Genomic DNA, 15,957 nt, shown 5'->3' on the forward strand with positions numbered 1-15,957 from the left:
AGCTTCGCCCAGTACTCCGCGCCCTCGGCTCCGATGAGCGGCAGCAGGAAATCGAACAGCAGGTACGACATGAATGAGTTACCTCCACCTCACTGGACCCGCCCCACCTCGTCGGGGAGCGCCGACACCGGACATTCCGGTGTCGTCCTGACAACAGGGCTACCCGTGCGAGCGCGATCCAGTCACGAAGTTATCACGATAGTGAATCACATCACAGTGGTCGATCCGACGCTACCGGATCGAACGCACTTCCGGATCCGACGCACCCGAGGACGCGGCGACGGCCTCGGTGAGCAATTCGTCCAGGTGATAGGGGTAGACGATCTCCCCCGACGCCTCGAGCGCGAGGATGTCGGCGGGGGCGCACCACCGGTGACCGGTGATGGACCGGCGTTCGATCGCGGTGAGGTTCCCCGGCTCGGGCTCGTAGGACGGCACCCGCAGCGCGAAGAACAGTTCCTCGGCACGGATCAGCTCACCGTTGAAGGGGAACACCGCGACCCGTCGCCAGATCGGCCCGCGCAGCGCCGCCGGATCGGCCCGGTGCCCGGTCTCCTCCCAGAGCTCACGCACCGCGGCGCCGCGCAGCGTCTCCCCCGGCTCGACCCCGCCGCCGATGGTGAACCAGAACGAGATGTCCGGGGTGACCGGGTCGTGTCCGCGCATCAGCAGCACCCGGTCGCGTTCGTCGAGCAGCACCACCCTGGCCGAGGTTCTGATGGTGTCGACGGCCAGACCGGTCGACGCGGCGGGGGTGACACGCTCGGTGATCTCGAAATAGGTCGGCAGCGGCGCGGTACCGCCGAGGTGCAGGATGCGCACCGGACGACGGGTGCGCAGCGCCAGCGTGTCGCGGACGGCGTCGTTGTGGAAGCGGCGCGCGATCAGCACCCTGGCCTCGGCGTCGGCGAGTTCGGCGACCAGTTGCGGACGCAATTGCGCGATATCGATCCCGGACAGCGCCACCGAGAGCTGGTTCTCGACCGTCTCGCGATCGGGGCGTCCGGCGCGTTCGGCCCGTCCGGCGAGGGCGGTGAGCGCCCTGGCCTGTTCGGCGAGGGCGGGATCGGACACCGGCCCGGCGATCGCCATCGCGACGGCCCTGGCCACGACCGCGCGCCGCGCGAGCGCGCCCTCCAGTGCCTGCCAGGACTGGTCCGAACGCACGTGCAGCCGGTCGAGCCGATTGGCGGTGGAGTAGGCCCACATGCCGATCGCGACGATCACCGCCGCGATGAGCGCGAGAACGAGGACCGTGGTGGCGGAGAACGTGATCATCCTGCGGCACGCACCCTGACATCTCCGACGGCGACGGTCTCGTAGACGCGCAGGATCTGTTCGGCCACCACCGGCCAGTCGTATTCGCCGACCACCCTGGTCGCGGTGCGCACCAGTTCGTCGCGGCGCTCCCGATCGGTGAGCAGCGAATCGATCGCGGCGGCGAGCCGGGCCGAATCCCCCACCGGGACGAGCACACCGGCGGTGCCGTCGCGCAGTACCCGGCGGAAGGCGTCCAATTCACCTGCCACGACCGGGGTTCCGGCGGCCATCGCCTCGATCAGGATGATGCCGAAACTCTCACCGCCCAGATTGGGCGCGACGTACACATCGGCGCTGCGCATCGCCGAGGCCTTCTCCTCGTCGGTCACCTGACCGAGGAAACGCAGATGTCCGGCCAGCGCGCCCGCCTCACGGCGCAGCCGCTCCTCGTCACCGCGACCGACGATCAGGATCTCCAGCTCGGGATGGCGTCGCACGAGCTCGGGCAGCGCGCCGAGCAGCACCGCCATCCCCTTGCGCGGCTCGTCGTAGCGGCCGAGGAACAGCACGGTCCGTCCCGGCCTCGGATATCCGGGCAGCATCGGCGCGCGGGCGAACGCGGCGACGTCGACGCCGTTGGGGATCTCCACCGCGTCGGAGCCGAGTGCCTCCACCTGCCAGCGCCTCGCCAGTTCCGACACCGCGATCCGGCCGCTGATCTTCTCGTGATACGGCCGCAGCACCCCCTGAAAGGTGCTGAGTATCAACGATTTCGTGGTCGAGGTGTGGAAGGTCGCGACGATCGGCCCTTCGGCGATCTTGAGCGCGAGCATGGACAGACTGGGCGCGTTGGGTTCGTGCAGGTGCAGCACGTCGAAATCGTTGCCGTCGATCCAGCGTCGAATCCTGGTGTAGGCCATGGGACCGAACGACAATCTGGCCACCGATCCGTTGTACGGTATCGCGACGGCACGGCCCGCCGAGACGACGAAATCCGGCAGCGGCGTCCCGTCGGAGGCGGGTGCGAGCACGCTCACCCGATGTCCGCGCTCGATGAAGACGCGGGCCAGTTCGACCACGTGGGCCTGCACACCACCGGGCACGTCGAAGGAATAGGGGCATACCATCCCGATTTTCACGGCGTGCCCTCCTCTGTGCCCCCGGCGACCGGATTTCCCGCCGCGGCCCGGCCGCCACGCCGTACCTCGGCGATACGGGCCAGCCGCTCGGCGGACAGGTCACCCTCCCAGAGTGGCTGCAACATATGCCAGTCGGCGGGATGTTCGGCGATATTGGCCGCGAACCGGTCCGCCAGCGCCTGCGTCGCGACCTCCACCCCGTGCGAGACATCGATCGGCGCTTCGGTTTTCAGACCCCAGTCCTCACGCCCGTCGGGGTCGACGGTGAACCACGCGTGCACCGGAATCATCGCGGCCCCGGTCTCCACGGCAAGTTTCGCCGCCCCCGCGGGCATCCAGGTGCGCTCACCGAAGAAGGTGACCGGCACACCGCGCCCGGTGAGATCGCGCTCCCCCAACAGGCAGACGATCCTGTTGTCCCGAAGGCGGGCCGCCAACTGTGGGAACGGCGGTTCCTCGCCACCGGTCAGCGGGAAAACCTCGAATCCGAGGGTCTCCCGATAGCGCACGAAACGTTCGAACAACGATTCCGGCTTCAGTCGCTCCATGACCGTGGAGAAGCTCTGGTAGTTCTGCACCAGCCACACGCCCGCCATATCCCAGTTGCCCGAATGCGGCAGCACCAGGATCACCCCGCGCCCGGCCGCGAGCGCCGCGTCGAGATGTTCCAGGCCGCCGACGTGGTAGCGCACCTTCGTGTGATCCATCGACGGCAACCGGAACGCCTCGCGCCAATACCTCGCGTAGGAACGCATGGACGCGCGCACCAACTCGTCGGGAACCGCCTCCGGGGTGGTGCCGATCACCCGGGCCAGATTGCGCCGCAACTGCGCCGGACCGCCCTTGCGCACCGCCCGGTCCGCGCCCTTGTCGAACAACGTGCGCGCCGTGCGTTCGGGAAGCGCCCGCACCAACCGCCAACCGGCCGCGTACGCCCGGTCCAACAGCACGGCCCTGACCTCGCTCATCCCCCGGATCCTCCTGTCACGCCGAACGTCTCGACGCCACCCGTGCCGTGGCCCGGCGATCTCACGACGGCTGACCCGCCGCGTCCGCCGCGCCGGAGGCCGTGTCTCCCGTATCCGGACCCCGCGGTTTCATGGGCGGAATCACCTCACGCGCGCCCGGCGAATTACGCACCGCGAGCACCCGCTGGAAGACCGTGACGATGCTCAGCACCGCCAGGATCCACATCGCGACGTGCACCGCCCAGGTGAGCCACTCGATATCCCAGTATCCGCCGATTCCGGTGAAACCCGCGCCGACCAGGACGATGATCAGCCGGTCCGGGCGTTCGATCAGACCGCCGTCGGCGGAAAGTCCGCTCGCCTCGGCGCGCGCCTTGGCGTAGGAGATGACCTGCGAGGTCACCAGGACCACCAGCGTCGCGAACAGCAGCGCCCTGTTGTTCTCGTGGTAGACCGCCCACCACGCGAGCCCGCCGAAGATCGCACCGTCGGCGACCCGGTCGCACGTCGCGTCGAGCACCGCACCGTATCGCGTGCCGCCGCCGCGCGCGCGGGCCATCGCGCCGTCGAGCATGTCGAACATGACGAACAGCCAGATCACCATCGTGCCCCAGAACAGGTGCCCGCTGGGGAACAGCGTGAGCGCGGCCGCGATGGAGGCGGTGGTGCCGATGACGGTCACCGCGTCCGGAGTGAGCCCCGTCTTGACCAATGCCTTGCCCAGCGGCGCCGTCGCCTTCGCGAACGCCTCGCGGCCGAAGAAGCTCAGCACCTCTAGTCCGTTTCCCGCTCGACCGTGCGCGGCCGTGTACAGGGGTTGGGCACCCGGGCGGCTTCGATGACCGCGGCCACGCGATCGCTCACTCCGATTCCTTCCATGCCTGCGCGAGTAGCGCCCTGGTCTCCCGTAGCAACTGCGGCATCACCTTGACCCCGCCGACGACGGTGATGAAATTGGCGTCACCGCCCCAGCGCGGCACGATGTGCTGGTGCAGGTGATCGGCCAGCGATCCTCCGGCCACACCACCGAGATTGAGTCCGACATTGAATCCGTGCGGCCTGGACACGCGCTTCATCACCCGGATCGCCCGCTGGGTGAAGGCCATCAACTCGGCGCTCTCGGCGTCGGTGAGGTCTTCCAGATTGGCGACCACCCGGTAGGGCACCACCATCATGTGCCCCGGGTTGTACGGGTAGAGGTTGAGTACCGCGTAGACGAGTTCGCCGCGCGCGATGATCAGGCCGTCCTCGTCGGACATCATCGGGATATCGGTGAACGGATGCCCGGTCGAATCCGCCGGACGGGCGGTGGCCGCCTCGGCGATATAGGACATCCGGTACGGCGTCCAGAGTCGTTCCAGCCGATCGGGTTCGCCCGCGCCCCTGTCCACGATGCTGCCGTCGTCCACGGTGCCGTCCAGTTCGTCCAGTTCTTCCAAGCCGTCCGGCGCGGGCCGCTCGCTCATATCCGCTCCGCCGACACGATCTCGAAACCCTCCGCCGTCGGCGAGGCGTTCTTGCGATCGGCGATCCACGCGATGACCGTCGCCACCGCGTCGGCCACCGGCACCCCGTTGACCTGGGTGCCGTCGCGGAAGCGGAAGCTCACCGCGCCCGCGTTCACGTCACGCTCGCCGGCGAGCAGCATGAACGGCACCTTCTGGGCGGTGTTGTTGAAGATCTTCTTCTGCATCCGGTCGTCGCTGCGATCGACCTGCGCGCGGATCCCCGCGTCCTGCAATCGCTCGACGACCAGATCCAGATGCGGCGCGAAGGCCTCGGCGACCGGAATGCCGACCACCTGGACCGGCGAGAGCCAGGCGGGGAACGCGCCCGCGTAATGCTCGGTCAGTACGCCGAAGAACCGCTCGATGGAACCGAACAGCGCGCGGTGGATCATCACCGGACGCTGTTTGGTGCCGTCGGAGGCGGTGTACTCGAGGTCGAAACGTTCGGGCAGGTTGAAGTCGAGTTGGATGGTCGACATCTGCCAGGTGCGCCCGAGCGCGTCCTTGGCCTGCACGGAGATCTTCGGGCCGTAGAAGGCGGCGCCGCCCGGATCGGGAACCAGGTTCAGGCCCGAGGCCGAGGCGACCTTCGACAGGGTCTCGGTCGCCTCTTCCCAGATCTCGTCGGAGCCGACGAACTTCTTCGGATCCTTGGTCGACAGCTCCAGGTAGAAATCATCGAGGCCGTAGTCCTTCAGCAGATCGAGCACGAATTGCAGGGTGCCGGTCAGCTCCGCGTGCATCTGCTCCTTGGTGCAGTAGATGTGCGCGTCGTCCTGGGTCATGCCGCGCACGCGGGTGAGTCCGTGGATCACGCCGGACTTCTCGTAGCGGTAGACCGAGCCGAATTCGAACAGCCGCAGCGGCAGCTCCCGGTAGGACCGTCCGCGCGCCCGGAAGATCAGGTTGTGCATCGGGCAGTTCATCGGCTTGACGTAGTAGTCCTGGCCGGGTTTGCGGACGGTGCCGTCCTCGTTGAGTTCGGCGTCGAGGTGCATCGCCGGGAACATGCCGTCGCGGTACCAGTCCAGGTGTCCGGAGACCTCGAACAGGTGGCCCTTGGTGATATGCGGGGTGTTGACGAATTCGTATCCGGCGGCCACGTGGCGGCGGCGCGAGTACTCCTCGAGTTCCTTGCGGATGATGCCGCCCTTGGGGTGGAACACCGGAAGTCCGGAACCGAGTTCGTCGGGGAAGCTGAACAGATCCAGCTCCAGCCCCAGTTTGCGGTGGTCGCGGCGTTCGGCCTCGGCCAGCAGGTGCAGGTGCTCGTCCATCGCCTCCTGGGACTCCCAGGCGGTGCCGTAGATCCGCTGCAGATCCTCGCGCTCCTGGTCACCGCGCCAGTAGGCGGCCGAGCTGCGGGTGAGTTTGAAGGCGGGAATGAATTTGGTGGTCGGGATGTGCGGGCCGCGGCACAGGTCGGCCCAGATCCGCTCGCCGGTACGCGGATCGAGATTGTCGTAGATGGTCAGCTCTTTACCGCCGACCTCCATGATCTCCGGATCGTCGATCCCGGATTTGTCGCTGATCAGCTCCAACTTGAACGGTTCGCCCGCCAACTCGACCCTGGCGTCGTCCACCTCGACCACGCGACGCGAAAAGCGCTGCGCGCCTTTGACGATCTTCTTCATCCGCGATTCCAGCTTCGCCAGATCCTCCGGGGTGAAGGGGCGTTCGACCCGGAAGTCGTAGTAGAAGCCGTCCTTGATGGGCGGGCCGATGCCGAGTTTCGCCTCGGGGAACTCCTGCTGCACCGCTTGGGCCAGCACGTGCGCGGCCGAATGCCTGATCACGCTGCGGCCGTCGTCGGAGGCGGCGGTCACCGCCTCCACCTCGACGTCGGTCTCGGGGATCCAGGACAGATCGCGCAGCGCGCCCTCGGCGTCGCGCACCACGACGACGGTGTCGGGGCCCTTCGTCGGCAGACCGGCCTCCCGCACCGCGGCGCCCGCCGTCGTCCCGGCCTGCACCCGGACGAGGGCGGCAGGGCTGATCGGTGCTGAGGTGGTCACGGCAGCGCACTCCTTGACGTTCTCGTGGGCGGGTCTTTCCCGCGCGCGTCATCACCGGAGACACGTTTGCTCCGGCGCGACCATGCTAACCGTCCGCGCCGCGCGCGCATTCACGCCGTACGGCTGGACGGCGCGAGGTTCGGGCTTCCTCAGCTCCGGGCGGCCGTCGCCTCGAGCAGGGCCGCACGGTCGGCGGCGGGACGTTTGGGGCAACTGGTGCACATCTGGCAGCCGGGAACCTCGAAGACCAGGCAGCAGGAGATCCTGCGGACGAAAGTGCGCCCACCGACATCGACGAAACGCGGCGCGGGCAATTTCCCGCCGATCTCGGCGGCGAGCCTGCTGCCCGCGGCGGGATCGCCCGCGTCGATGGCGCGATTGCCGATGGCGTCGGCGACGATCGCCCAGAGCGCGGCGACACCGGCGCCGGAGACCTCGGCCACCGACGGGATGACCATGGCGAGCGTGTCGTGCAACCCCTCGGCGGGCGCGCTGACCTCGGAGCCGTCGGCACAGTCGTCCCCGGTCGCCGCCGAAACCCGCACCCGTTCCACGCCACCGTCGGGTCGCATGTCGCAGTCCAGGTTCCGCAATTCCGGCGTCGGCGTGGACTCGCCGTCGATATAGGCCCATACGAGCTGTTCGACCAGCGCGGAGGCCGCCATGCACCACCACAGCGTGCCCGCGATGCGCGGCGTGGTGGTCCCCCAGGACCGGCCCATCTCCGCGATCCGCGCGGTCAGCCACTCCGGGTGCGTGAGTGTGGTTCCGGGAACGGAACCCACTACATGAGGGGACTGTGCAACCATTCCGATTCGACTCCGATCCAGCCGCCGACCATTCCGAATGTGCCGAGAATCCATAGCGTCGCGATCACCAGTAACGCGGTGGCCAGCGCCGCGCTCACCCGCAGCACCGGGCCACGCGCGGTGTACCAGGCCATGACCTGCCGATATTTATCTCGCAACCAGCCGAGCGCGTGACGCGCCCAGGAGAATTCGGTGGCGAGGATGCCGAGCCCGGCGAAAACGATCGCCCAGCCGGGGCCGGGGTACGGAATAGCGACGATTCCCACGATCAGTACCGCCGTGCCGACGAACCCGACACCGATCCGGTAGGCGAGGTTCAGCGTAGGCCGCGCGGCCACGCCCGCGCGGAAGGCACGCCAACCGGTCGGCGGCGGCGTGGACCGGGGGTCGAGATCCGTACTCACAACGCCAGCGTACGAGGTCGCTCAGACCAACTCCGGTGTCATCGGATCCGGCGCGGTGTCATCGATGTGGGCGAGCCCGTCGACGGTGACCTCGATGACCCTGGCACTGGCGATGTCGAAGAACAGTCCCGACACGGTGACCCCGCGTTCGGCGATCGCCGCTCGCACGGCGGGATGACGGTGCAACGTCTCCAGCTGCGTAGCCACGTTCACCATGCTCAACTGGTCCACCTCGCCGAATCCGGCCTCGCGGGCCGCGACCGCCACCGGATGTTCGTGCCGGAACCGGTCCAGACTCGGCTCGGCGTGCGCGAGCCACGCGCTGATCCCGGGATCGGCCTGCGCGCCCGAGTACAGCGCCGCCATCGCGCCGCAGGAGGAGTGACCGCAGACCACGATGGACCGCACGTTCAGTTCCTGGAGCGCGAACAGCAGCGCGGCCTCCACCGAGGCGTCGCCCTCGACGGGAACCAGATTGCCGACATTGCGGACGGTGAACAGGTCGCCCGGACCGCTGTTGGTGATGACATTGGGCACCACGCGCGAATCGGCGCAGGTCAGGAAGAACGAATCCGGATCCTGCCGGTCGCGCAGTTCGTCGAGATGCGGACGCACGACGTGGGCGTGGCTGCGGTGATAGGCGGCGACGCCCGCGGCCAGCGGATCGCGGTGACGATCCTCGCGCCGCCACGGTCCGAGGATCTCCTCGAATACCGCGCGGCCGAAACCGCGAGCGGGCGGGCCCGTTGTCGCGTCGGCCATCCGGACGCTGCCGATCTCCACGAAATCGACGCTGCCGCCGTTGCCCTCCTGTTGACGCGCCCATTCCTCGATGGCCTCGAAGGCCGCGTGGTCGAGGAAGTCGACGGTCATCTCGACGGTGACGTCGGCGTCGACGGGCACCTTGGCGAATTCCGCGGACAGTTTCGGCAGGGCGAGGAAGGTGCACGAGCCGTCGATGGTGATGAGCCAGCGTTGCGAGGCCGGGATCGGCGCGGCCACGATCGCCACCCGCACGACCCGCCACAGCAGCAGGCCGAAGGCGAGCACGAGTCCGATGATGACGCCTTCCAGCAGGTTGAGCAGCACGACGCTCACCACCGTCACCGCGTAGACCAGCAGGTCACCGGTGCGCCGCGCGAGTTTGATGTGGGCCAGTTTCACCAACTGGATGCCGATCACGATCAGCAGACCGGCCAGGGCGGCCTTGGGGATCTGTTCGACCAGTCCGACCAGCGCGACCGAGAACAGCAGGATCCACACACCGTGCAAGATCGCCGAGGCCCGGCTGCGGGCGCCCGCCTGCACGTTGGTGGCGCTGCGCACGATGACGCCGGTCACCGGGAGACCGCCGACCAGGCCGGACAGCACATTGGCCGAACCCTGTCCGATGAGCTCGCGGTCGAAATGCGTGCGCGGACCGGTGTGCATCTTGTCCACCGCGACGGCCGACAGCAGGCTTTCGACGCTGGCGATAAGGGCGATCGTCAGCACCATGACCGCGACGGAGGACCAGCCGCCGTCGGGGATCTGCGGCAACGCGACGGCGTCGAACAGCGAACCGCTCAGGACGAGTTTCTCGGCGCCGGTGGGCAGCACCGTCGCCAGAACGGTGGCGACGACGACCGCGACCAGCGGCCCCGGCACCACGCGTACCTTGGCCGGGACGTAGCGCCAGCCGAGCATGATCGCGATGACCACACCGCCGACGAACGCGCCGCCGCCGTGCAGCGACATCAGCTGGGCGGGCAGTTCGGTGATGTTGTTCCACGCCGAACTGTGCGACGACCCGCCGAGCAGCACGTGGACCTGTTGCAGCGCGATGGTGATGCCGATGCCCGCGAGCATGGCGTGCACGACGACCGGCGCGACAGCCAACGCGGCGCGCGCGATTCGACTGAGCCCGAACAGGATTTGCAGCACACCCGCCGCGACGACGATGAAACAAGTGACACGCCAACCGAATTGACTGATGGATTCGGCGACCACCACGGTCAGGCCCGCGGCCGGGCCGCTGACCTGCAAGGTGGACCCGCCGATGACGCCCGCGACGATACCGCCGATGATCGCGGCCACCAGACCCGCGGCGACGGGCGCGCCGGAAGCCACCGCAATGCCGAGCGAAAGCGGCAGCGCGACAAGGAATACCACGATCGAAGCGGGCAGATCGTGGCGCACGATGGATGCCAGACGATCGGATCGTGTTGCGGTAGTTCTCTTTTCAGCACCGAATCCCGGTGGGGCCAGATCGTTCTCGACAGCCATCATTACTCCTTCGCCGACTCGGCGGCGCGGCGCGGGAGCGGACGGCTCCCGACGGCCCGGCACCGAGTTCGGTTGACGATCGTTTGTCCAACTGGGCAATAGACCGCGAACCGGCATCTCGCGGTGAAGCAGGTCCCGACACGACATCGGATCGAGATGTAAACCAGATCAAGATTATTGGTAAAGACTTAGCAAAACCTGAGAATTTGCCGAGGAGTGTCTCGTTCGATACGAGAGTTCCGATGTGATCCGCTCCACACCGCCGTCTCGGCGTGGCGCCGGATCGAACATCACGGAACGATAACGGATCGGACGTCAGACCGGCTCGGCGGTGACGCGGGCGCCCCTGTCGTCGAAATCGGCGATCCCGTCGACGGTCACCTCGATCACCCGCGCGGTCGCCAGGTCGAAGAACAGCCCGGATACCGCGACACCGCGTTCCTCGACGCCACGGCGCACCGCCGGATAGGCAAGCAGCGATTCCAGCTGGACGGCCACGTTCACCATGCCCAACTGGTCCACTTCGCCGAAGCCCGCGAGAGCCGCCGCGACCGCGACCGGATGTCCCAGCCGGAATCGGTCCAGACTCGGTCGGGCGTATGCCAGCCAGTCGCCGAAGCCGGGATCGGCCTGCACCTCGCGGTGCAGCGCCTCCATCGCACCGCACCCGGAATGCCCGCAGACCACGACCGCGCGGACGTCCAATTTCTCCAGCGCGTAGATCAGCGCGGCCTCCACCGAGATATCGCTGCCGCCGACCGGCACCAGATTGCCGACATTGCGGACGGTGAACAGATCACCGGGACCGCTGTCGGTGATCACATTCGGCACGATCCGCGCGTCGGCGCAGGTGAGGAAGAAGGAGTGGGCGTCGTGACGATCGCGAAGTTCGTTCAGATGCGGGCGCATCAGATGCGCGTGACCACGGTGATAGGACGCGATACCGGCGGCGATCGGGTCGACGCGGCCACCGCTGTGCCGCCGCGGACCGATCACCCGGTCGAGCACCTGCCGGGAGTGGCCGCGCTCGGGCGGTCCGGCGGGCGCCGCCGCCATGCGCGCGGTGCCGATCTCCACGAAATCGACCGTCCCGCCCTCGGATTCACGACGGCGCGCCCATTCGGTGAGCACCTCGTAGGAGGCGTGATCGAGGAAGTCGACGGTCAGCTGGATGGTGACCGGCGGGCCCGCGGGCACCTTCGCCAGTTCGGCGGTCAGTTTCGGCAGCGCCAGGAAGGTGCAGGTGCCGTCGACGGTGACCTTCCAGCGGCCCGTCTCCGGGACGGGTCCGGCGCAGATCGTCACCCTGACCACTCGCCACAGCAGCAGCGCGAACGACAGCGCGAGCCCGATCAGCATGCCCAGCAACAGATTCCAGAAGACCACACCGAGCACGGTGGCGAGGTAGACGTACAGTTCGCCGGTGCGCCGCGCCAGCCGGATATGCGCCAGTTTGACCAACTGCACGCCGATCAGGATGAGCAGTCCGGCCAGTGCGGCCTTGGGGACCTGTTGCACCACCGCGGCCAGGGCCACCGCGAACAGCAGGATCCACAGACCGTGCAACACGGTCGCGGCCCTGGTCTGCGCGCCCGCGTTGGCGTTGGTCACGCTGCGCACGATGACCGCCGCGATCGGCAGGCCGCCGAGCAGTCCCGAGGTGACGTTCGCCGCGCCCTGACCGACGAGTTCGCGATCGAAATCGGTCGACCCGCCGGGACGCGCCTTGTCGACCGCGACCGCCGACAGCAGCGTCTCGACACTCGCGATCAGCGCGACGGTCACCATCGTCATACCGATCGCGAACCAGCCGCCGTGCGGCAACACGGGCAGACCGATCGCGTCCACCAGCGAGCCGTTGAGCACCAGCCGCTCCACATGCGTCGGCAGCGCGAGCGACAGCACCGTCGCCACGACCACGGCCACCAGCGGTCCCGGCACCACACGCACCGGCCGCGGCACGTATTTCCAGCAGATCAGGATGGCGATGACGACCAGTCCCATGCACAGATCGCCCTTGTGCACCGACATCAGTTGATGCGGCAGCTGGATCACACTCTGTAGGGACGAGCTCAGCGAATTGCCGCCGAGCAGTACGTGCACCTGTTGCAGCGCGATGATGACGCCGATTCCGGCGAGCATCCCGTGCACGACCACCGGGGCGATGGCGAGGGCCCCGCGCGCGATCCGGCTGAGCCCGAACAGGATCTGGAGCAGGCCCGCGCCGACGGTGACGAAACAGGTGACGGCCCAACCGAAGTGGTGCACGGATTCGGCCACCACCACCGCGAGGCTGGCCGTGGGCCCGCTCACCTGTACCGCCGATCCGCCGACGGCGCCCGCGACGACGCCGCCGACCACCGCGGCGATCAGTCCCGCGGCGACCGGCGCGCCGGAGGCGACCGCGATGCCGAGCGAAAGGGGTAGTGCGACAAGGAAAACAACCACCGACGCGGGCACGTCGTGACGGAGCACCCGGTGGTGGACAAGAGTGTGGAGCCGCGACGTCCGCGGTACGGAATCGGTGTCGGTGGACATAATTCTCCTTCGCCGGATCTCGCGGATCCGGTTCATCGGTCGAACATGTACTGGCATCGAAGGCGAGTGGCGGGCGAAACTCGAGCCTCTCGTGGAACGCGACCCGAAGGAACACGGGTCGCCCAAATGGTAAAGACTTCGCAAAACATATGAAAAGCTTTTGGAGTACGGAGGACCAACCGCTACCCAACTGTGACCTAAGTCACAGTCGAGAAGTCGCGATCCCGATGCCGCCCCGGCGCGATCACAACGGACGAGAACGGCCCGGCGGGCACAGGGCCGCCGGGCCGTCGATGGTCTTTCGCGAATGTGTGGACGAGCCCCCGTCAGTCTCCGAGTGCGTGTTCGCGCAGATCCGCCAGGATCCGGGTCAATGTCCGTGAGATGTGCATCTGCGAGACACCGAACCGTTCGGCGATCCGGGACTGGCTCTGCCCTTCGAAGAACCGCAGGCGCAGGACCGCGCGGTCGATATCGGACAGGTCGGCCAGCAGCGGGGCGACGGTGAGCGCGTCCTCGGCCAGGCCGTAGCCCGGGTCGTCGTCACCCAGGGTTTCGGTGACCGGGGCGGCGTAGATCTCCGCGTCGGAGGTCTGTGCGGCGCAGTCGAGGGAATCGGTCCGATACGCGTTGGCCGCCAGCAATGCCTGGGTCACCTCGGTCAGATCCGCGTCGAGTTCGACGGCGATCTCGACGGCGGTCGGCGGTCGCTCCAGACGCTGCGACAGCGCTTCGACCGCGGGACCGAGGGTGAGCTTGAGATCCTTGATCCGGCGCGGCACCCGGACCGCCCAGGTGTGGTCGCGGAAATGCCTGCGCACCTCGCCCATGATCGTCGGGACGGCGAAGGCGAGGAAATTCGATCCGCGGTCCGGGTCGAACCGGTCCACCGCGAGTACCAGACCGAGCGAGGCGATCTGATGCAGGTCGTCGTAGGTTTCGCCGCGGCCGGTGAATCTGCGCGCGATGTGGTCGGCCAGCGGCAGACAACATCGCACGATCTCCTCGCGCAGCACCGCGTGCTCCGGATCGTCGGCCGGGATCGACGCCAGCCGCGCCAATCGAGGCTCGATATCGTCGTAGCCGTCGGCGCGGGCTCGTCCCACCCGCGTCGCCGCGTCGTTGTCTTGCACGATCATCGATGCCATGAGTCTCCTCGTGCCGGACGGGGAACTCTGCGCGCTCCACGTGACCCGGACGGTTCGAGTGTTGTGTTCACACGGCGGCGGTGACGGCTTCAGCGCGTCCACCGATGACAAACCGGCGCATCCGGCCGGGCACATGATCATCCCACAGAGCGCGGTGCCGGTAAATGGCTCGCGACCGGGCGAAGCCGACCCGGCCCGAGCACGAATCCCGATCGCCGCACGACGATCCCGACCGCGACCGCGACCGAAGACCTTGACCACGCCTCCGCCTCGATGCTAAGCAGATGCACAGCATTCGAATCGCATCGATTGCCTCGGCCACGAGAAGGAATCCGCAATGACGCTGCCGTCGATTTTGGACGAAATACAGAAGCGACCCGGCACGGGTGATGTCATTCCGATCATCGATCCGGTGACCGAGGAGCAGATCACCGAGTTCACCGACTGCGGCGAGGACGCGGTGAACGAGGCCGTGGCCCGTGCGAAGGCGTCGTTCGAATCGGGTGTCTGGAACGGTCTGCCCGGGCGCGAGAAGGCCAAGATCATGTGGCGCATCGCGGATCTGATGGACCACTACCTCGACGAACTCGCCGAACTCGATTCCCTCAACACCGGCATGCCGCTGGCCCAGGCGAAGATGATCGTGCCGACCTGCGCGGAGTTCTTCCGCTACTACGCGGGCTGGTGTACCAAGGTCAACGGCACCGCGCACGAGGTGCAGATGCAGGGCGGCGTCTCCGGCGCGTTCGCCGAGATGCACGCCTACACCCTCAAAGAGCCCTACGGCGTGGTCGGCCTGATCTTCCCGTGGAACGGCCCGGTCTTCAACGCGTGCGCCAAGATCGCGCCCGCCCTGGCCGCGGGCTGTAGCACCATCGTCAAACCCGCCGAGGAGACGCCGCTGTCGGCGGTGCTGCTCGACCGGATCATCCGCGAAGCGGGCGTTCCGGACGGCGTCGTCAACCTGGTGACCGGCTACGGCCACACCGCCGGTGCCGCGCTCACCGCGCATCCCGATGTCGAGAAGATCGCCTTCACCGGCTCGACCGAGGTCGGCAAGAAGATCGTGCAGGCCTCGGCGGGCAACCTCAAGAAGGTCATGCTCGAACTCGGCGGCAAGTCGCCGGTCCTGATCTACGACGACGCCGATCTGAACATGGCCATCATGATGGCGGCGATGGGCATCTTCGTGCACTCCGGCCAGGGCTGCGTCTGCGGTTCGCGCATCTTCGTCCAGCGCGGTGTCTACGACCAGGTCGTGGAAGGTATCGCGACCGTGGCGAACAACCTCAAACTCGGCGGGCCGAAGGAAGAGGGCTCGATGATCGGGCCGCTGATCAGCCAGAAGCAGCTCAACCGCGTCATGGGCTACCTCGACGAGGGCAAGAAGGACGGCGTCGAGGTCGTCACCGGCGGACATCGGCTCGACCGCACCGGCTACTTCGTGCACCCGACCGTGCTCGCGAACGTCGATCCCGCGACCAGCAGGCTGTACAAGGAAGAGATCTTCGGCCCCGTGGTCACCGTCCTGCCGTTCGACAGCGACGACGAAGCCGTCGCGATGGCCAACGACACGACCTACGGTCTGGCCGCCACCGCGTGGACGACCGACCTCAGCCGCGCGCACAACCTCGCCAAGCGGCTCGACGCGGGCACCGTCTCGCTCAACTGCCAGCTGGTCTTCGACCACGGAGTCCCCTTCGGCGGCTACAAGCAGTCCGGCTGGGGCCACGAATTCGGCAAGGAAGGCATCGAGGGCTACATGAAGACCAAGTCGGTCTGGGTCCAGCTCTGACCGATTCGTGACTGTTCGTCCCGGTTCACGCCCAGGTGTACCGGGATGGAGTGTCGTGCACCGGCCCTCGCGGCGGTGCGGGGCGCTGACGTGCGCCGCTACGGCGGG

General features: G+C 67.6%; 12 protein-coding genes. 1 reads left to right on the top strand and 11 read right to left on the bottom strand.

The window, feature by feature from the left end; translation table 11 throughout:
- Positions 1 to 231: 231 nt before the first annotated feature.
- The 11 genes from OG225_RS22860 to OG225_RS22910 form a co-directional block, all read right to left on the bottom strand.
- Positions 232 to 1,275, bottom strand: a complete 1,044-nt coding sequence (locus tag OG225_RS22860; protein ID WP_216907317.1) for an NUDIX domain-containing protein — start codon at positions 1,273 to 1,275, stop codon at positions 232 to 234.
- On the bottom strand, positions 1,275 to 2,399 hold the full coding sequence (locus tag OG225_RS22865) for a glycosyltransferase family 4 protein (protein WP_109526792.1): 1,125 nt from the start codon (positions 2,397 to 2,399) through the stop codon (positions 1,275 to 1,277). Before OG225_RS22865 ends, OG225_RS22860 begins: the two co-directional genes overlap by 1 nt.
- Positions 2,396 to 3,367, bottom strand: coding sequence for a phosphatidylinositol mannoside acyltransferase (locus OG225_RS22870; protein ID WP_405177191.1), 972 nt, complete (start codon positions 3,365 to 3,367; stop codon positions 2,396 to 2,398). The genes OG225_RS22865 and OG225_RS22870 overlap by 4 nt, the downstream gene beginning before the upstream one ends.
- A gap of 61 nt (positions 3,368 to 3,428) precedes the next feature.
- Complete coding sequence (pgsA, locus tag OG225_RS22875; RefSeq protein WP_405177192.1) at positions 3,429 to 4,139, bottom strand: phosphatidylinositol phosphate synthase; 711 nt, start codon at positions 4,137 to 4,139, stop codon at positions 3,429 to 3,431.
- A gap of 88 nt (positions 4,140 to 4,227) precedes the next feature.
- A complete protein-coding gene (locus OG225_RS22880) occupies positions 4,228 to 4,833 on the bottom strand; it encodes an HIT family protein (RefSeq protein ID WP_405177193.1) in 606 nt (201 codons plus the stop codon).
- Positions 4,830 to 6,890, bottom strand: a complete 2,061-nt coding sequence (gene thrS / locus OG225_RS22885) for a threonine--tRNA ligase (protein ID WP_405177194.1) — start codon at positions 6,888 to 6,890, stop codon at positions 4,830 to 4,832. The genes OG225_RS22880 and thrS overlap by 4 nt, the downstream gene beginning before the upstream one ends.
- Positions 6,891 to 7,039: 149 nt before the next feature.
- Positions 7,040 to 7,675: a (2Fe-2S)-binding protein gene (locus tag OG225_RS22890; protein WP_405177195.1), complete on the bottom strand. Its 636-nt coding sequence runs from the start codon at positions 7,673 to 7,675 to the stop codon at positions 7,040 to 7,042.
- The gene (locus OG225_RS22895) at positions 7,675 to 8,103 is read right to left on the bottom strand and encodes a TIGR02611 family protein (protein ID WP_405177196.1); all 429 of its coding nucleotides are present in this window, start codon (positions 8,101 to 8,103) and stop codon (positions 7,675 to 7,677) included. The genes OG225_RS22890 and OG225_RS22895 overlap by 1 nt, the downstream gene beginning before the upstream one ends.
- A gap of 21 nt (positions 8,104 to 8,124) precedes the next feature.
- Positions 8,125 to 10,371 carry a SulP family inorganic anion transporter gene (locus OG225_RS22900; RefSeq protein WP_405177197.1) on the bottom strand — a complete coding sequence of 749 codons (2,247 nt, stop codon included), beginning with the start codon at positions 10,369 to 10,371 and terminating at the stop codon, positions 8,125 to 8,127.
- Between the two features lie 312 nt (positions 10,372 to 10,683).
- On the bottom strand, positions 10,684 to 12,906 hold the full coding sequence (locus tag OG225_RS22905) for a SulP family inorganic anion transporter (RefSeq protein WP_405177198.1): 2,223 nt from the start codon (positions 12,904 to 12,906) through the stop codon (positions 10,684 to 10,686).
- Between the two features lie 326 nt (positions 12,907 to 13,232).
- The gene (locus OG225_RS22910) at positions 13,233 to 14,054 is read right to left on the bottom strand and encodes a SigB/SigF/SigG family RNA polymerase sigma factor (protein WP_405177199.1); all 822 of its coding nucleotides are present in this window, start codon (positions 14,052 to 14,054) and stop codon (positions 13,233 to 13,235) included.
- 337 nt (positions 14,055 to 14,391) lie between these two features.
- On the opposite strand from OG225_RS22910, the gene OG225_RS22915 reads away from it, so the two are divergent.
- Positions 14,392 to 15,849 (top strand): aldehyde dehydrogenase family protein, encoded by a 1,458-nt coding sequence (locus tag OG225_RS22915; RefSeq protein WP_405177200.1) that lies wholly within the window; start codon positions 14,392 to 14,394, stop codon positions 15,847 to 15,849.
- Positions 15,850 to 15,957: the final 108 nt, after the last annotated feature.

Source organism: Nocardia sp. NBC_01377, from assembly GCF_045040005.1.
Taxonomy (GTDB): domain Bacteria; phylum Actinomycetota; class Actinomycetes; order Mycobacteriales; family Mycobacteriaceae; genus Nocardia; species Nocardia noduli.